Here is a 20,399-nt window from a genome sequence, read left to right as displayed (position 1 = left end):
CCCGCCGGGATTTGAACCCGGGACCACCGGCTTTCTTCAAGTTCCGGAGGCCGGTGCTCTATCCTGGCTGAGCTACGGGCCCAATAATTAATTTTCTAAGAGAAAGTTAATAAGCTGAAGTAAATAGGAAATTTTTTAAGGATATTGTAAGTGTGATGTTTTGGTGAATAGATTGGTATTTGAAGAGGATTGGGAAGAAGATTTTGACGAGTTTGACGAAGAGGAGGATTGGGAAGAGGAGGAAGATTGGGAAGAGGAAGAGTGGTAATTTCATAATTTTTTATTATCCTATTTTAAGTGGGGATTGTAGTGCGAGTTGCGGTATTAAACTACGATTATTGTAAGCCTGATAAGTGCAATACCGAATGTATTACCTTCTGTCCTATTAACAAATCTGGCAGTAAGGCAATTGAATTATCAGATCTCGTAAAAGGAAAGCCGGTAATATATGAAGAGACTTGTATAGGTTGTGGCATTTGCATTAAGAAATGTCCTTTTGGAGCTATCGACATAGTAAACTTACCTAACGAGTTTGGTAAAGAAGAGATCCATAGATACAAGGTTAATGGTTTTAAGTTATTCGGGCTTATCACTCCTAAGAGGGGTTACATAATAGGTCTTTTGGGCAAGAATAGTACGGGGAAGTCTACGATTTTACGTATCTTGAGTGGGGATCTAATACCAAACTTTGGTGATCCACAAGCTAAATTGACTAAAGAGCAAGTGTTGGAGAGATTTAAGGGGAAAGAACTTTACGACTACTTTTACTCTTTATATAACGAGAAACTAAGAGTAATACATAAGATTCAGTACGTTGAATACGCCAGTAAATTCTTAAAGGGAACTGTTAGCTCTCTACTATCTAAGATCGATGAAAGGGGTAAATTAGATGAAGTAAAGAGATTACTAGACCTCACCCCTTTCTGGGAAAAAGACGTGAAATATTTAAGTGGTGGAGAGCTACAAAAGCTCTTAATAGCTGCTGCATTAGTAAGAGAAGCCGATGTTTATCTCTTTGACGAACCTTCCTCATATCTGGACATAAGAGAAAGAATAAACATGGCTAATTCCATTAGGGAACTCACAAAGGGAAAGTACGTAGCCGTAGTTGAACATGACCTTATAGTACTAGATTATCTAACAGATCTAATAAACATAGTATATGGTAAAAGTTCAGTTTACGGTAGAGTGTCAAAGACCTATACCAGCAGAGTAGGAATAAATAATTTCCTTAAAGGGTATTTGCCTGCTGAAAACATGCAAATAAGACCAGATGAAATAAAGTTTAACTTGAAAGAGTTAACAGATTTAGACTTAAACGCTAACGCTCAACCTAAGGTAATTTGGACTAATATGTTTAAGAAGTTAGAGGGATTTAGCCTTGAAGTCGAAGAAGGTTATGCTAGAGAAGGTGAGGTAATAGGCATAGTGGGGCCAAATGGGATAGGAAAGACAACTTTTATGAGAATTTTAGTTTCAGAGATAAATCCCGACGAAGGGCAGGTTCTAACTGAGGGCTTATCATTATCATATAAGCCGCAAAGAATAGCTCCGAATTTTGACGGTACTGTTCAAGAGTTCTTAGAAAATGTTAGGAAGGATGTTCTATCTTCATCTAATTGGTTCTTTGAGGAGGTAGTCAAAAGGCTTAACTTACATAGAATATTAGAATCTAAAGTCTCAGACCTTAGTGGTGGAGAGTTACAAAAATTATATGTAACAACAGCTTTAGCTAAAGAAGCTGATGTATATGTAATAGATGAACCTTCGTCGTATTTAGATGTAGAGGAACGATACGTTGTAGCTAAGGCAATAAAGAGAGTCACTAGGGAGAGAAAAAGCGTAACTTTTATGGTAGATCACGATCTAGCTCTTCATGACTATATCGCAGATAGAGTAATGGTATTTTCAGGGATTCCGGGTTTGAGAGGGCATGCTAAAAAGCCCCAAAGCCTTAGTTCCGGTATGAACGAGTTCCTTAAAGAACTAGGAATAACATTTAGAAGAGATATGGATAGCGGTAGGCCTAGAGTAAATAAGCCTGGGAGTTATCTAGATAGAATTCAGAAGGAAAACAATGAATATTACTCAATGAAATTAGTTAGAGAGGAAAGTAATACGTAAAATTTTTTATATTGTTTAAGTATTAAGGCATGATGAGAACTACTATAAGTGTTATAAAAGCAGATATTGGAAGCTTAGCCGGACATCACGTAGTGCATCCAGACACTATGGCAGCTGCAAGTAAAGTATTAGCGGAAGCAAAAGCTCAAGGGATTTTAATAGATTATTATATTACACATGTAGGTGACGATTTACAATTAATAATGACTCATACTAGAGGAGAATTAGACTCGAAAGTCCACGAAACAGCTTGGAATGCCTTTAAAAAAGCAGCGGAAGTGGCAAGGGATTTAGGCTTATACGCAGCAGGTCAAGATCTTCTATCAGATTCATTCTCTGGTAATATCAGAGGTTTAGGGCCAGGTGTTGCAGAAATGGACATTGAAGAAAGAATTTCGGAACCGATAGCTATATTTATGGCTGATAAGACTGAGCCAGGTGCTTTTAACTTACCTCTGTATAAAATGTTTGCTGATCCTTTCAATACACCAGGATTAGTTATAGATCCTACAATGCACGACGGGTTCAAATTTGAGGTTCTAGATGTATATGAAGGAGAAGCAGTAACTTTAACTGCCCCTCAAGAGTTATACGATCTATTAGCATTAATCGGCACACCAGCTAGATATGTAATTAGAAGAATATATAGAAATGATGATAATTTATTAGCTGCAGTAGTAGCTATAGAAAGACTTAACCTGATTGCAGGAAAATATGTTGGGAAGGACGACCCAGTTACAATAGTTAGGTTACAGCACGGTTTACCTGCACTTGGTGAAGCACTTGAAGCGTTCTCATTTCCTCATTTAGTTCCTGGTTGGATGAGAGGTAGTCACTACGGTCCTTTAATGCCTGTATCGCAAAGAGACGCTAGAGCTACTAGATTTGACGGTCCTCCAAGGCTAATAGGTCTAGGATTTAACGTAAAGAACGGTAAGTTAGTAGGTCCGAGCGACCTGTTCGATGATCCTGCATTTGATGAGGCAAGAAGATTAGCAAATGTTATAGCAGATTATATGAGAAGACACGGTCCATTCATGCCTCACAGATTAGAGCCTACGGAGATGGAGTATACAACATTACCTTTAATTCAAGAGAAGTTAAAACCGAGGTTTAAGAAAGAAGCAGACGTGTATAAGACGAAGGAAAGTATATATACTAAAGGTAAATCGACTGGAGAAACGCATGATTAACTTTTTCTTTCTTGGTACTTTTTAACACTATGGAGGTAATTAACGTGGGAAATGTTTATACTAAAGACATAAAGAGAGTTGCCCAAGAATTATATGAGAAATTTAAGGATCAAGTTACAGCAGATTTTTACTTAAATAAGAAATTAGTTGACATGTACATAGATGTTCAATCCAAAAAGGTAAAGAATAGAATAGCTGGATATTTAACTAGATTTGCTAAATTAAGTAAAGAACAAGCCACTAAAGAAGTAGCCGAAGAGGAAAGTGAAGAGTAGAGCATGAACTTAATCATAATTTTTAGGGGACCTTTAGCCATCACTTTAGGCAATGAGAAAATAGAATATAAGGGCGAAGAGAAGTCTATAATTGAGATTATAAAGAAACTAGATAATAATAAAGGTATTTTGTATGATTATAAGTTAAAAAATGTTAAATCTGGATATATTATACTAATTAATGGTAAAGATTACAGATTATTAGAAGATAATAAAATAAAAGATGGAGACATTATAGAAATAATTCCGATTAATCATGGTGGTTAAAAATAACAGTCAAGGTCATTAAATTGAATAGTTCTGTTAACGATGTTAAGTCTTTGGTTAAATATGAAAACGATTGTGTCTCCCAAATATTGCCTTATCTACCTAGCGATATAGAGTTAGAACAAGCTTGTGAGGTATTTATGTACTTGTTATCTAAAGATGAGATAAAGAAAAGATTTAAGTCACTACCACTACTCTTTCTCCTTCTTTTAACTCATGATAGAAATATTAATGAGGCTATAAGTAAAGTAAAATCTGAAAATGAAAAAGTAGAGGTTGTGTATCAAATTATATGTTGTAAGGATAGGGAGAACAAAGAGTTTAAGATACGTTCAAGAGAGGACAGAATAAAATTGTCGATAAATGCAATACATTCAATGGAGTGGCTCTCTTAAATTTTAACATTCTACGTTATGGATAGTAGAGTTTTCTCTCCAGTTCTTATGGCTATGGGTATTCTAATTCTGGTTAATTCACTTCACATAATTAATATTTCAATAATTTATTTACTACTAATATCTGGAATTGTAGGTATTTTATTGCTAATTACAACTAAAGTGAACTTATATCATAAAGTTAAAGATGTAATAGTTAGAGCTGAAGTTAAAGGCTCCATACAGAGGATTAAGTACAACTCCAAAGAGTTCGTTTACGTCCCATTTAAAATAATCGGTAAGGAGACAAGTAATCAGCAGATCGACTACTCGAAAGAGATTTCCCAAGCTATAGAGGTTATTAAAAGACATAAAGAACGTAAGGTTAATGTAGCTATTTTAACTACTCTAGACCCTTACCCTGGAAGTGGATTCATTTTTTATAGAGAGGTTCAAAACGATTACGATGAAACAGACTTCATTACACAAGTTTTGAGTTTAAAAAATGTAGTAGAAAGCATTGCTCCTCATATCTCCTTAGAACCTGTCTCCATTAACGATAGTGTTTTTTTACCCTTTCCTAAAGTGATGGGTGGTGTAGTCTTTTCAGGTCATATTTTTTATAAAAGATTTAGCGTTGAAGAATCCGATTTCTTGGATTATAAGTATAATATCGAGGTAGGAAAAACGATAGATAATTATCAGATCCCTGTAGGGTTTTTGTCGTCAGATGTGTTTAAACATATCGCAATATTTGGTGCTACTGGAAGTGGTAAAACAAACACTGCTTCAGTGATAGCTAAGGAGTTATTTGATAAAGGATTTAATGTAGTAGTATTAGACTGGCATGGTGAGTATAAGAATTACTTATCTGATTTTAACTACTATGGTAAAGATAATATTATTCCGCTTAATCCTATAGCTTATGAAGAGCAAGACACCGAAGATATAATAGAGATAACAAAAGAAGCACTAGAGTTAACCGAACCGCAGACATTTCTAATGTATTTGGTATTAGAGCAGCTAAAGCGAGTTAGAAGGCTTGACTCTACTTCTTTAAAGTTAATTCTAGAATCAATAAACGCTGAATCTTACATGATTAGAGATATAAAATTTGCCTTAGGCAGAAAATTATACGTTTTAACTACTCCACAAGGTAGGAAGTTATTTTCAATAGATGGAGGTGACTCATTTATCGATTTAGGAGAGAGATTAAAGGGAGGGAACATTATAGATCTAAGTACCATATATAACATAAAGTTGAGGAGATTATATGCGTTATATTTAATGAAATTTTTATTCGAATATTACCAGAGATTTAGGGATCCAGACAAAAAAGCTGTTATAATTGTTGAGGAGGCTCAAAATTATTTTAATGGTAATAATGAGATATTGAAAAGGGCATTACAAGAAATTCGAAAATTCAATATAGGCTTATGTATAGTATCGCAATCTCCTTCTAGTGTAGATCCAGAGGTTATGAAAAATACTAGCATAAAGATTATTCATTCTATTAAATCCAACTTAGATAAGAAGATAGTATCAGATTCAATAGGCTTAGATAAAGAACAAATTAACACATTAGACAAATTAGATATAGGAGAAGCTGTTTTCATAGCTCCTAACATAAGGAAAAATATATTAATTAAAATTAAAAAAATCGGTTAGTCTTCTTCGGAGGACTTACTTTCTCCTCCTTTTTCTCCTCCTTTACTTTCACTCTTCTTACCAGCAGCTATTAAGTCGTCTATTCTTAAGATTAATGTAGCAGCTTCTGTAGCAGCTTTTACAGCATTAATCTTAACTAGTGCCGGTTCAATTACTCCTAGTCTCCACATGTCTTCTATCTGTCCAGTGTAAACGTTAATTCCAACCCACTTATTTGTTTCATTCTCGTGAGCGCTTCTTAACTTTACTATTAGATCTATTGGATCATATCCACCATTCTCTACGAGTATCATAACTAAGCTCTCTAATGCGTTAGCATAAGCTTCGATGGCTAGTTGCTCTTTTCCGCCAACTTGAGGAGCGTACTTCCTTAATCTCTTTGCTATCTCTATCTCTACTGCTCCTCCACCGGCTACAGCTCTACCATCTCTTATTACATCAGCTACAGTACCTAGAGCGTCTCTTAGAGCTCTTTCAGTCTCATCAACTACTCTTTCTAAACCTCCCCTGATCAATATGCTCACGGCCTTAGGGTTCTTTGCTCCTTCAACGAATACCATTTTATCCTCTCCTACTTTCCTCTCTTCAACAAGTGCAGCATATCCTAAGTCTTGAGGTGTTAGTTCGTCAATGTTAGACACAACTCTACCTCCAGTGGCTCTTGCTAGTTTTTCGAGGTCACTCTTCTTGGCTCTCCTTACTGCCAGAATCCCTTTCTTAGCTAAATAGTGCTGAGCTACTTCATCGATACCTTTCTGGCATATAACAACGTTAGCACCAGTCTGGGCTATTTTCTCTACTTTCTCTTTGAGTATGTTCTCTTCTTCTTCAAGGAACTTCTGCATTTGAGTTGGATCATTAATTCTAATTTCGGCGTCAAGCTCAGGCTTTTCGACCTCTAGTGAGGCGTCTAGCAAAGCTATTTTAGCGTTTTCAACTCTCTTTGGCATTCCAGGGTGTACTACTTCTTTATCAACTACAATACCGTACACTATTTGTGTATCATTTATACTTCCGCCGTGTTTCTTTACTATTTGTATGTTATCTAGATCAACGTACCACTTATTTCCTCTTAACTCGGCTACTTGTGTTACAGCCTTTACTACTATGTCTGCTAGATACTCTCTTGCGCCAGCTACAGCCTTACTATATAAAGACGTCATTGCTACCTTTCTTAGGACGTCTGTGTCATTTACTGAGACATTGGTAGCAATTTCTTGTATGGTCTTCAAAGCTTGTTCTTCAGCTTTTTTAAATCCGCTGACAATTATCGTTGGATGAATTTCCTTATATAATAATTCTTCAGCTTTTTTAACTAACTCTCCTGATAATATTACAGCTGTTTTAGTACCGTCTGCAGTTTCCTCGTCTTGTCCCTTTGCTATCTGTACTAGGAGCTTAGCGGCTGGATGTTGTAGATCCATTTTGTCTAGTATGGTAGCACCGTCATTAGTAATTGTTATATCGCCTAGACTGTCTACTAACATTTTATCCATTCCTCTAGGTCCATAAGTAGTCTTCAAAGCTTCCTCTACTGCTTTTACAGCAGCAATGTTTATTCTTAGCGCCTCTTTACCATAAGTTCTACTTGATCCTTCCTTTAATATTATAACTGGGATACCTTCAGGAGTGGTTGCTACTGTAGCTGTGGATGCCATATCCTTTATCACCTGTTCGTTTTTCCATTAGAAGAGGTTATATAAAAATTTTTCTCAAAGCTATTTCCTTATTGATTGGTTAACCTCTCAGATATCATGCTTTGTTCTGTCTTAGAAAACAGTTCTTCAATTTTACTCCTTATTGTAACACGTTCTTTAGATTTAACGGTAGATAAAATTTTTCTAAAGTATTTCTTACTAATACCAAGCATAGGTTCTATCTTATTAAATAATTCTGTATCATAGAAATAAAGAGCTAGGGCTACCTTGTATTTTATGTGCTTATCCCTAAACTTAGGTATCCGATCAATGAAATCATATACTATAAATAATTTCTCATTATTTTCTATATATTTTAAAGGTATAAGCGAGGATTCTCTTATTATACTTCCATTATAAAATATTAATTTTTCTTCGAAATTTTTTCTAGATTTTTTCACTCTATTTACCTTTATATTTATATCTAATATCTTGTTTGTTTTACTTATAAAATTTAATGATTTATTTAAGAAAATTTCTTGTGGTGTAATATATTTACTGCTAGATATATTTTCTATTTCATCATTATAATCATTATATACACTTTGATCAAAAATTTGATCCACTACAAGTCCGCAATTACTACACACAATTACTCCGTTCTTATAATCCCATACTAAGTTTTTACTTTTACAGTATGGACATTCCATAGGATATTACATGTCTCTACATTATACTTTTTAGTTGGTTCTAAAACTAAGAATACTGACTCAGATGACAGAAAATAATGATATTGATAAATTTATAGTTATTAATGATTTAAAACAAAGGGGTAAGAAGGGAAAAATTTCTGGAAAATATATTTATTTAGAATCTGGGAGTAGGAAATATATAATTAAGACTTTAAACGAGAATAACAAAGTTAGCGTAAAAGAGATAGAAGATTTTGTAGCATTCTCCTCGAAAGTAGATAAGGAAAGTGTAATAGCTATAGTTGATAAATACGGGGATGTAAGTTACTATTTTTTATCAGAAATAAAATTGAATAAGAAGGGGGGAAGCGTTGATATCATATGAACCTATAAGAGGAATGAAAGATTATTACGGGAAAGAACTAGAGAAGATTAAGTTCATCGAAAATACTTTCAGAGAAGTTGTGACTAAAGCTGGTTACTCAGAAATTTATACTCCAGTAGTAGAAGAGTTTGAACTGTTCTCACTAAAAGGTGGTGAAGAGTTAAGAAATACGATGTACGTGTTCAAGGATAAAGCAGGTAGAGAAGTAGCACTAAGGCCTGAGTTTACTCCTAGCGTAGTTAGAGCTTATCTAAACGGAATGCAACATCTTCCAAAACCCCTCAGGCTGTTCTATATTGGCACAGTATATAGGTATGATGAACCTCAATATGGTAGATATAGAGAGTTTAGGCAAGCAGGGATCGAACTTATAGGATCTAATAACATATTATCCGATATTGAAGTTCTTAACTTATTGATTCAAGTCTATTTTTCTTTAGGTTTGATTAGTGAAATAGAAATTAAAATTAACAATATTGCAATTTACAGAAAGATTTTTAATAAAATGAATATTGACGAAAGTAAACAAGAGCATATTCTTCACTTAATAGACAAGGGTAGAAAAGACGAGGCTGTAAAGGAATTACATGAATCCGAATTTACAAGTTTAATACAGTATTTATTAGAGCAAAATAAAATGGACGAGAATTCTTATGAAGAAGTAATAAAAGAGGTCTCTAAATATGAATATTTAGGGCTTAAAGAGGAGATAGAAAGAATAAGAGTTATTAATAAAGTAATAAGTGAATTAAAAGTAAAGACAAAAGTTGATTTAGGGTTTGTAAGAGGTTTAGCATATTATACTGGAGTTATTTTTGAAGTTACACATCCTAACGTTCCATTTAGTATTGCTGGAGGAGGACGATATGATGGATTAATAGAACTATACGGAGGAAATGATACGCCAGCAATAGGTTTTGCTGTGGGGATAGAAAGGACATCTCTCGTGTTAAATTCTGTAATATCACAAAAGTTACCTAAAAAAGGCGTATTGATTATACTTTCTGAGGATAGAAGCAGCAATAATTATGACGAAGGCATTATATCTTACGGATTTAAAACTCTTGAAAAACTGAGGCATTTGGGTCTTGCAACAACGTTAAACCTAAAAGAACAGTCGTTATCTAAATTGATTCCTTCATACCTGGAAGAAGGATATTCTTTCTTGGTAATAATAGGTAGAAAAGAATTTGAGGAAAGAAAAGTCACTATTAAAAACCTAGAAAACAAAACTCAGCTAACGATACCAGAAAGTAACATAGAGGATTATGTTAAGCAAATAATTTAAGTGATAAAAGGGTTTTGTTGAATAGGGTTATTTTGTTATGGAGGAATTACCTGCGACTGCTTTAGGTGTGAGATTAAGTGATAGCATACTTCTTGCAGGAGAAAGAAGGCTGAGTTATGGAAGCTTTGTATTAAGTAGGTCTGCCAAGAAAGTGTTTAAAATAGGTCGTTTTGGAATAGCTGGTGCAGGAATAATAGGAGATGTACAAACGTTAACAAGGATTATGGACGTTGAAATACGATATTATGAAATGTATAATAATAGAAAAATCAGCACTAAAGCTGCAGCTCGATTATTATCAGTGATCTTATACCAGAATAAATGGATGCCATACATTTCAGAACTATTATTTGGAGGGTTTGACGAAGACGGACCGAAAATGTATATACTAGATCCTATAGGGTCATTAATAGAGGATGATTACGCTGCGGTAGGATCTGGGGCAAGAGTAGCGATTGGTGTTTTAGAAAGTGAGTATAAACCAAACCTATCAATAGACAAGGCTAAGGAAATAGTAATAAAAGCTATGAAAGCTTCTATAGAGAGAGATGTAACATCTGGAGATGGTATAGATTTACTTATAATTAAAAAAGGAGAAGTCAATGAAGAATTTATAAAGATAGTGGAGTAGATATTTATCTTAATTATTTAAAAATATTTAGCTTCTCTTTATGCAATAATATACATGATCCATCATTTTAAACAAGTTTTCCTTTATTAAGCCCAAGTTTTTGGAAGAAATTTTAACTATTAATCCGTATAGCGAGATTTGATCTAAAATTGTACCGTCATCTTGTAGCTTCTCATAGAAGAGATAACCGTGAGCACAAAAGTCTTTTTCAGTGTATGAGGGTTTCTCGGTCGATATTTCTACTGTAACTTTTTCTCCCTCCTTGAATAAATTTATTTCCTCTACTATATCAGTCTCAATTACTATATTTTTCTCACATTCAAGTTTTAGAATTAACAAGTTCTTTAGGCTACCGGGTTCAATCCTGCTAGTCGTACAAGAGAGGTACAGCTTACCTGGCTGTATAGACTGCATATTTCTAATTGAAATGCTGGATTAAATATTATTAACCATTTTGAGATACGTATGGATATGAGCAGTAGAAGAGTAAGTGGAGATCTAAATACTTTAATCGATAAAACTATAATTGTAAAACTATCTAATAATAAGACATATTCTGGAGTTTTAAGCTCTTTCGAACTGTCTCCATTTATGATATCATTAACAAACGCTAAAGATAATGAAAATAACACTTATTATAAAGTAATAATAAACGGTTCATTGATTACTGAGATCTTAGTCAAAAATGCACCGATTTTTGATCCTAGGGAATTTGCTGAACTAGTAGCAAAAGAATTGAACATTAGATCAGCAGATATTAAGGTCTATGAAGAAGCTGGTATAGTGACTATTCTAGATAAAATAAAAGTATCTGAGAACGGAGTAGAAGGAAGTGGACCCCTAGCCCAAAAAGTGTACGACATTTACAATAGTTATGTTGAAAAGAAAAAGAAAGGAGCATAAAGATGGTAGGAGAATTTGAAATAAAAGATGAGGATCTAGCTGGTAGAATAGGAGTACTTAATACAAGGCACGGAAATATTGAGACTCCAGTTTTTTTCCCTGTGATAAATCCTTTAAAATCTGAGATAACAATAGAAGATATAAAGAGTGTAGGATTTAACAATATAATAACTAACGCTTATTTACTTAAGAAGAATTTTAATCTTAAGTCTTCAATTCATGAGTTTTTTAAATTCAATGGAGTAATTATGACTGACTCAGGTGCATATCAGATTTTGCAATATGGTCAAGTAAACGTTACCAATAAAGAAATCGTAGAGTATGAAAACACCATAAAACCAGATATTGCTGTAATTTTAGATGTACCAACTGGAGATGTAAGAAGTGAAGAAGAGGCTAAATACACTGTGGAAGAGACTATAAATAGAGTTAATGAGTCCTTATCTTACATAAAGAACTCCTTAGATGAAATCATATGGGTTTATCCTATCCAAGGTGGTAGATATCTCAACTTGTTATCTTATTCAGCAAGGTATTCTCTAAAGGTCGATGAATTCAAAATTCTTGCATTAGGCAGTCCCACTGTTTTAATGCAAAGATATGATTATATTCCCTTAATAGATATGATATATACTGCAAAGTCAAACGTAACTAGAGGTAAAGTATTCCACTTGTTTGGAGGCGGACTTCCTCATATAATGCCATTTGCTGTCGCATTAGGTGTTGACTCTTTTGATTCGGCTTCATATATTTTATACGCTAGAGATAATAGATACATGACTAGGGACAGAGTATATCGTTTAGAAGAACTAGAGTACTTTCCTTGCTCATGTCCAGTATGTACTCGATACACGCCTAAAGAGCTTCTAGAAACTGATCAAAAGTCGCGGACTAGGCTTTTAGCTCTTCACAATCTTTACGTAATTAAAGAAGAGATTAATACTATAAAACAATCTATAAAAGAAGGAAGACTCTATGAGTACCTTCAGCAAAAGGCTTTTTCGCATCCAAGGGTTTATGACGCTTTTAAATCCTTATTAAAATACTCCGAATATTTGGAAAAATTTGATCCAAGAACTAAAGGGGAAATAAAGGGTATATTTCTCTATAATAAAGATTCTTTAGAGAGACCCGAAATAAAAAGGCATCAGTTAAGGTTAAAGGAAATTATTTCACCAAAGTTATCAGAGCATAAAAAAATCGTTATAACATGTGAGGATTCTTACAACAGTTCAGATCCAAATATAGAAGTATATTTATTCAATCCTTTCTATGGACTTATACCATATGAATTAAGGGAGACTTTTCCTTATTCTCAACACGAAATACCTAAGCTAATAGATGAGGAAGTTCTTCAAGCTACTAAGAAGAGAGTTAAAGAATTTCTGAATACTTTAAAGGACAAAGACATTACATTATCAATAGTTGGATGTGAAAAATTACATATAAACTCTTCCAGAGATGTTCCTATTAAGTTCTTTCTGGATCAGTTCTAGTTGTTTTTGAAGTTCTTCCTCTATCTTTTTAGCGTCTTCATATAGTTCTCCTACGTCTATCTTTATATTAAAGATTCTACCTACCTCTTCAACCGCTATAGCAGCAGCTGCAGGGTCTATTCTGTCTCTATCAGCATATGGTAGTAATATAGTAGCGGGCAAATCCTCGATCTCCGAATATATAGTAAATAGCGCCAGTGGTCCGATCATTAGTAACTGTTTCTCCATCATCGGGTGACTTAGGTTTAGCTGACTTTTTGAAGTCTTAAGCCAACGTAAATTACAGTTAGAGGTTCTATATCTTTTATCGAGACCTCCTATTAAGATAACGTTAGTCACGTTTAGTTTTTTCAGCCATTTTACTATTGTTTCTGAAAATTCATTAGCTTCTCTCTGTAAAGGTAATAAATGGCTTAAGAGAACTAAAAGGTGGTTCTTATCATCATAAAATAGTTCAAAAGGGGTAGCTATCCCGTACTCATCTAGAAAAGTGACATCACGTAAATATTTAGTAAGTACAAATCCAACTCTTTTCATTCCTAGTTTTAAGGCAATGTATCTAGTAGCTATATATCCGACTTCTCCTAATGTTCTAAAACCTGTTATGAAGTTAACTCCTTTTAACTGATCCTCATTAATTCCTTTAAGTACAATCTTGATATTATTCATCTTTTACCTCCCTCTTAACAATTACAGCAATACCCCTTTTATAATGTTTTACTTCCTCTCCCGATACTCTCGCTCTTCCGATAGCTAACAGTTCATCATCTTCGTTAACAACGAGTACTTCATCTCCAGCCCTTATACTCTCGTCTGATTCCAATACGAATTTACAGAAAACGTTTCTACCTTCTTTTATGAATTGTGATATATCATTAAGGACTACAAACCTAAACTTAGGTTTATCACTACACTTTTTTATGATTTGTCCGCTTATTTCAGTTAAAGAAAATAAATAATCCTGTGCCCTTAAGACTAAGAATAATCTAAGATTATGATCTAAAATATTACGGATTTTATTTGTAGTGATTGAATACTGTATAAAAAATTTTTCATTAGGAGGAAATAAACAATCTGCTATTGGGGAAGAAAACTGATAAGACGCTATAGTTTTTAACTTTCTAATTTCCGCATAAGATGCTGGCTTAGCTTGGGTTAAGTTAATCATACATACTTTTCAGATCTCTCTGAGATTTTATTTTTGAATCTGCTCTTTTTCACTTTAGTTATTGCACTAATTATATCATTATAAGTTACAAACTTTCTTCCGTCTCGTATAGCATTATACCCAGCCTCGGTACATATGTTTTTAATATCAGCTCCGCTCAAACCTTCTGTTAATTTAGCTAACTCTGAATAATCTATTGTTGAGTCCACTTTCATTTTAGACAAGTAAATCTTGAATATTTCTTCTCTTCCTCTAAGATCTGGTAAAGGAACCTCTATTAGTCTGTCAAATCTACCCGGTCTAAGTAATGCAGGGTCTAATATGTCAATTCTGTTAGTAGCTGCTATTATCTTAACATTATCGAGAGGTTTAAATCCATCTATTTCAGCTAAGAGTTGCATTAGTGTCCTCTGAACTTCTCTCTCCCCGCTAGTTCCCATATCTATCCTTTTAGCACCTATGGCATCTATTTCGTCTATAAATACGATTGCTGGTGCTTTTCTCCTAGCTAACTCAAATACTTCCCTTACAATTCTAGCTCCTTCTCCAACGAATTTTTGAGCAAACTCAGATGCAACAACTTGTATGAATGTTGCGTTACTTTCAGTAGCAACTGCTTTAGCTAGCATTGTTTTTCCTGTCCCAGGCGGACCATAGAGTAAAACCCCTTTAGGTGGCTCTATTCCTATTTCCTTAAATAACTCTGGATTTTTTAACGGCATTTCGACTACTTCTCTCAATTCCTGGATTTGGGCCTCTAATCCACCTATATCTGAGTAATGAATGTTAGGTTTCTCAATGACCTCAAAGGATTTTACTAATACATCCTCTCTATTGGGTAAAATTTCAACAATCGCAGATCCTCTTTGAGTTAATGCAACTGATGTGCCAGGCTTTATTTTCTTTATATCTATAGACGAAGTCACATTCACTACTAAATTAGGACCCGAAGAACTTCTTACTACTACTCTCCCATCCGGTAAGACGTCTAGTACAGTAGCTTCGATGTAAGGAGGTGCTAGTAATTTTTCTAACTCTCCTTTATACCAGTTAAGATCTTGCCTTAATTTTTCTAACTCTTTGGTAAGAGATTCTATCTTTTCTTCAAGAAGTCTCACAATGGCATCATCATTATTATTAGAATAATTGCGAGACTTATAGCTATCAATTTCTCCTGACAACTGACCTCAGTATTATTATTGATTAAAAACCCTAAAAATGTTTAAGAGTGGATATTGAGTATAGATCCTATGCAAAGTCAAGCATTAAAATACTGTGAGCTATGCGGATCACCTATTAAAGGTAACGGGATTACAGTGTCTTTTGAAGGGAGTATAATTACAGTATGCCCTACATGTTATGCAAAAATTAAGAAAAGTGCAAAAATTGCAGATTTACCTAAACAGACACAGCCTAAGAAAAGTATAAAACCAGCAGTACCAAAGATAAGTAGTGAAGTGGAGCTAGAAGTAGTAGATGATTATTATAAGTTAATTAAAGAGGCAAGGGAAAAGTTAAAGCTAACACAACAACAACTCGCACAACAACTCAAAGTTTCGGAAAATATAATAAAAAGGTTCGAAAGCGGAAAATTAAAGCCTACGATTCAACAAGCAAAACAATTAGAAAAGATCTTAGGAATTAAGTTGCTAATACCAGTTGAGGAAGGGGGAGAAGAAGAGGAAGAAGGGGACTTCACTCTAACCTTGGGCGATGTTGCACACATTAGAGAGGGTAAAAGTTGAAGGCGATATTATTCGTTAATGAAGAATTTGAAGATGAGGCGGTAGCTCTAGCAGAATCTGCTTTATATGAGATAGCAAAAGTTTATCCTTTGCCAAGGAAACCTAACCCAGTTTTTTATTTACAGAAAGATAAACTTGAACAAATAAAGAACGATAATAGTATAGAAGCTATAATAATTTTTGATTTAGTAAAATCGAGGCAATTCATAGGGCTGTATAGGGAAATTCCTTCCAAAAAAGTTCTCGATAAAGTATTATTATTATTAGAGATTTTCGCTTTACATGCAGGTTCGAAAGAAGCAAAGCTTCAGATAGAGCTAGCAAAATTACGTTATGAGTTACCTATAATTAAAGATATGTATAAAAAGACAAAGATAACGGAGCAACAAGGACCACTAGGAGCTGGAGTTTACGGTGTAGAAGCGGCGATCAGATTATACCTTAGGAGAATAGTTAAAATAAGGCAAGAATTAGAGCAGTTACGTAAGGTTAAAGAAGAGCAGATTAAAAAGAACGATTTTAAAAAGATAGCCATAGTAGGATATACTAATGCCGGTAAAACAACACTTTTCAACGCTTTAACTGGCTTAAGACAAAAAGTTGACTCCTCTATGTTCACCACAACATCTCCTAAGCGTTACTCCATCCCTATAAAACTTGACGGTAAAAAGGAGAAAGTGTTGCTAATAGATACTGTAGGGTTTATAAGGGGAATTCCTCCACAAATAGTAGAGGCTTTCTTCGTCACTTTATCTGAAGCGAAATATGCTGATATTCTCGTCCTAGTATTAGACGCATCAATCAATGATAGTATGCTGATAGAAATGCTTACCAGTTCAATCGAAGTATTACGTGAACTAGGAATATCAGGTAAACCTATGCTTATAGTCCTTAATAAGGTAGATCTAGTCCAGAAAGAAGACGTAGAGAATAAGATAGCTATAGTAAAGAAAATAAGCGAGAATCTCTACTCCCCGATAGAAGATATAATTCCAGTATCAGCTTTGAAAGGTATTAATCTTAACTATTTAAAGGAGAAATTAACCCACATGGTATGGGCGTAGAACTTAAAGATATTTACGTATTAAGACTTGGACACAGACCTTTCAGAGATAAGAGAATAACAACTCATGTAATTTTAGTTGCTAGAGCGTTTGGCGCTAAAGGAGTTTTCGTTGAGGGAGAAGATTTTCAATTAGCTAAGACGATATATAATGTCTTGGAAGAATGGGGAGGAAAATCTTACTTTAAGTTAGAGTTTGTGTCTAATCCTAAAACTTTGGTCAAAAACTGGAAAGAAAAAGGAGGTAAGGTAGTTCATTTAACAATGTATGGACTAAATCTTACTGAAAAAGTATCAGAGCTCGCTCAGATTAACGTTCCCTTATTAGTAATAGTAGGCTCAGAAAAAGTAGAAGGATGGTACTATTATAACGCTGATTATAATATAGCAGTAGGTAACCAACCTCATTCAGAAGTGTCTGCACTGGCTATCTTTTTAGACAGAATATATAAGGGTGAGGAACTAAATATATCATTTAGTGATGCTAGACTTCTTGTTATTCCAAAGGAAAGAGGAAAGGAGGTGGTAAGACGTGAGTGATAAGACTGATACCTTAATCTTACAATTAGCGAAGGAATTAGTCGGTGAAGATGCTGCTGATTTATTAAAGTACTTACTAAAGAAAAGAACGGAAATAACTGATGAGGAATTGGCTAAAGAACTTAACGTTAAACCTAATGAGGTAAGGAAAAAACTCTACTTGCTCTCTGAGCAGGGTTTTGTTGCTAGTAGGAAAACAAAGGACAAGGACTCCAGCTTATATATTTATTATTGGAAAGTAAATCTAGATCAGATAAACGATGTTCTTTTGAATAGGAAGAGGATGATACTTGATAAGCTAAAGATCAGGTATGAACAAGAAAAAGACTCATTATTCTACTTCTGCCCCCAAGATAATATAAAGTATACTATGGACGAGGCCTTAGAGAATGAGTTTAAGTGTCCTAAATGCGGAAGTGTTCTTCAATATTATGAATCAGAAAAAGCTAGGCAGTTTTTAGGACAAAAAATTAAACAGTTAGAAGATGAAATAGAAAAAGAGACAAAACGTGGGAAAACTAGCGGTAGTTGATCTATTTTCAGGCGCGGGAGGTTTCTCTTTAGGTTTCAGGAAAGCTGGATTTGAAATCAAAGTAGCTATAGATATAAATCATTCGGCAGCAAGGACATACTCGGCTAACTTTCCTAACACAATAGTCATTGAAGATGATATACGTAACATATCTGGTTACGATATAATACATTTAGTTGGAGGAGAGGTTGATATAGTTATAGGTAGCCCCCCTTGTGAACCTTACACTGGAGCAAATCCGCTCAGAATGAAAGAGCCTCTTGATAGACTTTACTTAGACGAAAAAGGAGAACTAACTCTTGAGTACATAAGACTCGTAGGAGAGCTTTCGCCTAAAATTTTTATAATGGAGAACGTTCCATCAATTACTAATACAGAAAGCCTGAAGGATGCAATTAGGTTGGAATTTAGGAGAGTTGGTTATGAGAAAATATTCTTTAACTATCTAAATGCTGAGGATTATGGAAGTCCATCAAGAAGAACAAGGGTATTTATTTCTAACATACCGTTGGATCCTCCTAAGTCGAGTAGATACGTTATGGTATGGGATGCAATCAAAGATCTATCCGATCCTAAAACCTATAACGAAGTTCCAAATCATGAAGTTCAGGAGGTTAATGAGAGAAAACTTAAGGAAATCGCAAAGACGAAAATTGATGATTATCTAACAATGTTCAGAGGGAGTTCTGGTAGGAATATCCCATTATACATAAGGCTTAACCCTAATAAGCTAGCTCCTACTGTAATGGGTAATTCCAGATTTATACACCCATACGAGAACAGGTTTTTAACGGTCAGAGAGCAAGCAAGATTAATGAGCTATCCTGATTTTCACGTGTTTCTTGGAAGTAGGGATGATCAGTTTAATCAAGTAGGCGAAGCAGTACCAGTAGCCTTATCTACTGCGATCGCACGACAAATAATGAGTGAATACTATGCCCGAGATATTCGTAGTACTGCATAATGTAAGTAGTGTTCAGAAATTATTAGATTTCGCAAAACTAGCGTTTAATTTAGAAATTAAGTATGTTATAGTGACTAAAATAGGTGGGGTAGCCGCTCAAGCAGGAGTAGCAGATGCAAGTAAATTAGCTTATAAATTAAACAAATCGTTTATAGTACTACCAGACTTAAAGGATGCTATAGAGCTTTTCTCACCAGATGCAATAATCTTAATTTCTCAACAAGCAGATAAGGTCTTTTCTCCATCAATGATTGCCAACAAGAAGAGAGTAATGTTAATCTTTTCAGGCACGGAATCTGGATTTAGTAAGATAGAGCAAAGTTTGGGAGACGTTTATAAGTTACCTGTCTTTAAGGGTGAAGTTCCACCCGTTGCTTCATTAGCTGTAATTTCATATATGTTGAGTGGAGAAGAATTTAAAAAAGATCAAAGCTAAAAAAGTTGTAGTGGGCCCGTCGTCTAGCCTGGTTAGGACGCCGCCCTTACAAGCTCTGCTAGGAGAGGCGGAGGTCCTGGGTTCAAGTCCCAGCGGGCCCACTTTTATTTTAAAATAAAATTTTAGGTGAAGTATGTAAGAAATTATCGTGCTACTTTTTTGTTCATAAATTTAAATTCACGTCAATTGTTTTTCTAAACTCGAGAGTTTTTACTTATTACCATTTTAGTTCCTCGATTAGTTCCTCGACAGTTTTAAATATTTTATGTGATTAAAAATATGGTAATGAGAAAAAACATAGAAAATTATTTTAAGTAGCAATAATTTTATATTTTTGAGAAATATCAGATCCAATGATGAAAGACGAGGAAATAACCGATATTAAAGAAATAAGGAAGAAAATAGGAGAAGCAACTGGTAAATTAATTTTTTATATAGTGCTCTATGTGGTAGTAGAAGCGATAATCAACAACCTAGTTTTTCCCATTTTAGAGAAAGTGACTACCTCATTACCTAGTATACCTTATATCAGTTCGTCTAGCAGTTCTACCAACGCCTCTGCAAGTACACAATCGGTAGCCGGCTACGAACCTTACGTAAATGTTCTATTATCGCTATTGTTTGGATACTTTATAGTTCAAGCATTTGCTAATGTTCTATACTGGAATTTGAGATTAAAGTACGGCCATTCGACCGCTGCTTCAATGAGAAGTGTTTTTAGACTAATAGGAATTGGAGCATTAGTAGCTGCAATAGCCGGTGGAATAGCTGGAGGGGCCGCAGGTGTAGCATTAGGTGGTTTTATAGGAATTGTAATAGGTTTTGCATCACAACAAGTTCTAGGCCAAGCAGTAGCTGGCATGTTCATCCTTCTAGCTAGGCCATTTAGGATTAAGGATCATGTTAATATTCTTAGCGAAGAAGGAATAATTGAAGAAGTTAGTACATTATTCACATATTTAAGCAAGCCAGACGGAACAACGGTATTAGTGCCAAATAACTCTATAATAGGGAATAA

At 34.5% G+C, this 20,399-nt stretch carries 24 protein-coding genes and 1 tRNA gene; 19 read left to right on the top strand and 6 right to left on the bottom strand.

What is annotated here, in order from left to right:
- The first annotated feature begins 303 nt into the window (after positions 1–303).
- From WIW89_RS11310 to WIW89_RS11285, 6 genes are read left to right on the top strand one after another with little or no spacing between them, the layout of a single operon-like run.
- The gene (locus WIW89_RS11310; RefSeq protein WP_337720849.1) at positions 304–2,124 is read left to right on the top strand and encodes a ribosome biogenesis/translation initiation ATPase RLI; all 1,821 of its coding nucleotides are present in this window, start codon (positions 304–306) and stop codon (positions 2,122–2,124) included.
- A gap of 32 nt (positions 2,125–2,156) precedes the next feature.
- Entirely contained in the window at positions 2,157–3,317 is a 1,161-nt protein-coding gene (gene fbp / locus WIW89_RS11305; RefSeq protein WP_337720845.1) for a fructose-1,6-bisphosphate aldolase/phosphatase, read from the top strand.
- Positions 3,318–3,361: 44 nt separating this feature from the next.
- Positions 3,362–3,592: a 30S ribosomal protein S17e gene (locus WIW89_RS11300; RefSeq protein WP_337720848.1), complete on the top strand. Its 231-nt coding sequence runs from the start codon at positions 3,362–3,364 to the stop codon at positions 3,590–3,592.
- Positions 3,593–3,595: 3 nt separating this feature from the next.
- Positions 3,596–3,859 carry a MoaD/ThiS family protein gene (locus tag WIW89_RS11295; protein ID WP_337699483.1) on the top strand — a complete coding sequence of 88 codons (264 nt, stop codon included), beginning with the start codon at positions 3,596–3,598 and terminating at the stop codon, positions 3,857–3,859.
- 23 nt (positions 3,860–3,882) lie between these two features.
- Complete coding sequence (locus WIW89_RS11290) at positions 3,883–4,254, top strand: hypothetical protein (protein WP_337720844.1); 372 nt, start codon at positions 3,883–3,885, stop codon at positions 4,252–4,254.
- 18 nt (positions 4,255–4,272) lie between these two features.
- Positions 4,273–5,901 (top strand): ATP-binding protein, encoded by a 1,629-nt coding sequence (locus WIW89_RS11285; RefSeq protein ID WP_337720843.1) that lies wholly within the window; start codon positions 4,273–4,275, stop codon positions 5,899–5,901.
- On the opposite strand, the gene thsB is transcribed toward WIW89_RS11285, so the two are convergent.
- Both thsB and WIW89_RS11275 read right to left on the bottom strand, forming a co-directional pair.
- Positions 5,898–7,559 carry a thermosome subunit beta gene (gene thsB / locus WIW89_RS11280; RefSeq protein ID WP_337720842.1) on the bottom strand — a complete coding sequence of 554 codons (1,662 nt, stop codon included), beginning with the start codon at positions 7,557–7,559 and terminating at the stop codon, positions 5,898–5,900. The two genes, WIW89_RS11285 and thsB, sit on opposite strands and share 4 nt — an antisense overlap.
- A gap of 68 nt (positions 7,560–7,627) precedes the next feature.
- Complete coding sequence (locus tag WIW89_RS11275; protein ID WP_337720841.1) at positions 7,628–8,248, bottom strand: TFIIB-type zinc ribbon-containing protein; 621 nt, start codon at positions 8,246–8,248, stop codon at positions 7,628–7,630.
- A gap of 34 nt (positions 8,249–8,282) precedes the next feature.
- On the opposite strand from WIW89_RS11275, the gene WIW89_RS11270 reads away from it, so the two are divergent.
- The 3 genes from WIW89_RS11270 to psmB are packed head-to-tail and all read left to right on the top strand — an operon-like array spanning position 8,283 to position 10,534.
- Positions 8,283–8,615, top strand: coding sequence for a ribonuclease BN (locus tag WIW89_RS11270; protein WP_337720840.1), 333 nt, complete (start codon positions 8,283–8,285; stop codon positions 8,613–8,615).
- Entirely contained in the window at positions 8,602–9,903 is a 1,302-nt protein-coding gene (gene hisS, locus WIW89_RS11265; protein ID WP_337720839.1) for a histidine--tRNA ligase, read from the top strand. The genes WIW89_RS11270 and hisS overlap by 14 nt, the downstream gene beginning before the upstream one ends.
- 37 nt (positions 9,904–9,940) lie before the next feature.
- Positions 9,941–10,534: an archaeal proteasome endopeptidase complex subunit beta gene (psmB, locus tag WIW89_RS11260; RefSeq protein WP_337720838.1), complete on the top strand. Its 594-nt coding sequence runs from the start codon at positions 9,941–9,943 to the stop codon at positions 10,532–10,534.
- Between the two features lie 27 nt (positions 10,535–10,561).
- On the opposite strand, the gene WIW89_RS11255 is transcribed toward psmB, so the two are convergent.
- Entirely contained in the window at positions 10,562–10,948 is a 387-nt protein-coding gene (locus WIW89_RS11255) for a DNA-directed RNA polymerase subunit G (RefSeq protein ID WP_337699467.1), read from the bottom strand.
- A 57-nt stretch (positions 10,949–11,005) separates the two neighbouring features.
- Between WIW89_RS11255 and WIW89_RS11250 the strand changes: the two genes are divergently transcribed.
- Positions 11,006–11,437: an Lsm family RNA-binding protein gene (locus WIW89_RS11250; protein ID WP_337699465.1), complete on the top strand. Its 432-nt coding sequence runs from the start codon at positions 11,006–11,008 to the stop codon at positions 11,435–11,437.
- 2 nt (positions 11,438–11,439) lie between these two features.
- A complete protein-coding gene (gene tgtA / locus WIW89_RS11245) occupies positions 11,440–12,933 on the top strand; it encodes a tRNA guanosine(15) transglycosylase TgtA (protein ID WP_337720837.1) in 1,494 nt (497 codons plus the stop codon).
- On the opposite strand, the gene WIW89_RS11240 is transcribed toward tgtA, so the two are convergent.
- The 3 genes from WIW89_RS11240 to WIW89_RS11230 are packed head-to-tail and all read right to left on the bottom strand — an operon-like array spanning position 12,877 to position 15,282.
- The gene (locus WIW89_RS11240; RefSeq protein WP_337720836.1) at positions 12,877–13,602 is read right to left on the bottom strand and encodes a proteasome assembly chaperone family protein; all 726 of its coding nucleotides are present in this window, start codon (positions 13,600–13,602) and stop codon (positions 12,877–12,879) included. The two genes, tgtA and WIW89_RS11240, sit on opposite strands and share 57 nt — an antisense overlap.
- Entirely contained in the window at positions 13,595–14,101 is a 507-nt protein-coding gene (locus tag WIW89_RS11235; RefSeq protein ID WP_337720835.1) for a PUA domain-containing protein, read from the bottom strand. Before WIW89_RS11235 ends, WIW89_RS11240 begins: the two co-directional genes overlap by 8 nt.
- The gene (locus tag WIW89_RS11230; RefSeq protein WP_337699457.1) at positions 14,098–15,282 is read right to left on the bottom strand and encodes a proteasome-activating nucleotidase; all 1,185 of its coding nucleotides are present in this window, start codon (positions 15,280–15,282) and stop codon (positions 14,098–14,100) included. Before WIW89_RS11230 ends, WIW89_RS11235 begins: the two co-directional genes overlap by 4 nt.
- Positions 15,283–15,351: 69 nt before the next feature.
- Between WIW89_RS11230 and WIW89_RS11225 the strand changes: the two genes are divergently transcribed.
- The 8 genes from WIW89_RS11225 to WIW89_RS11190 form a co-directional block, all read left to right on the top strand.
- Positions 15,352–15,846 carry a multiprotein bridging factor aMBF1 gene (locus tag WIW89_RS11225; RefSeq protein ID WP_337699455.1) on the top strand — a complete coding sequence of 165 codons (495 nt, stop codon included), beginning with the start codon at positions 15,352–15,354 and terminating at the stop codon, positions 15,844–15,846.
- Positions 15,843–16,910, top strand: coding sequence for a GTPase (locus tag WIW89_RS11220; RefSeq protein WP_337720834.1), 1,068 nt, complete (start codon positions 15,843–15,845; stop codon positions 16,908–16,910). The genes WIW89_RS11225 and WIW89_RS11220 overlap by 4 nt, the downstream gene beginning before the upstream one ends.
- A 56-nt stretch (positions 16,911–16,966) precedes the next feature.
- Positions 16,967–17,449, top strand: a complete 483-nt coding sequence (locus WIW89_RS11215) for a tRNA methyltransferase (RefSeq protein ID WP_337720847.1) — start codon at positions 16,967–16,969, stop codon at positions 17,447–17,449.
- Between the two features lie 16 nt (positions 17,450–17,465).
- Entirely contained in the window at positions 17,466–17,981 is a 516-nt protein-coding gene (locus tag WIW89_RS11210) for a transcription factor (protein ID WP_337720846.1), read from the top strand.
- The gene (locus WIW89_RS11205) at positions 17,959–18,945 is read left to right on the top strand and encodes a DNA cytosine methyltransferase (RefSeq protein WP_337720833.1); all 987 of its coding nucleotides are present in this window, start codon (positions 17,959–17,961) and stop codon (positions 18,943–18,945) included. The genes WIW89_RS11210 and WIW89_RS11205 overlap by 23 nt, the downstream gene beginning before the upstream one ends.
- Positions 18,917–19,381, top strand: a complete 465-nt coding sequence (locus WIW89_RS11200) for a RecB-family nuclease (RefSeq protein ID WP_337720832.1) — start codon at positions 18,917–18,919, stop codon at positions 19,379–19,381. The genes WIW89_RS11205 and WIW89_RS11200 overlap by 29 nt, the downstream gene beginning before the upstream one ends.
- A 12-nt stretch (positions 19,382–19,393) precedes the next feature.
- Positions 19,394–19,482, top strand: a tRNA-Val gene (locus tag WIW89_RS11195).
- 255 nt (positions 19,483–19,737) lie between these two features.
- The coding region (locus WIW89_RS11190) for a mechanosensitive ion channel domain-containing protein (protein ID WP_337720831.1) at positions 19,738–20,399 on the top strand (662 nt) is incomplete at its 3' end.

This window comes from Stygiolobus sp. CP850M (assembly GCF_037389425.1).
Classification (GTDB): domain Archaea; phylum Thermoproteota; class Thermoprotei_A; order Sulfolobales; family Sulfolobaceae; genus Stygiolobus.
This window is presented reverse-complemented; position numbering and strand designations above follow the sequence as displayed.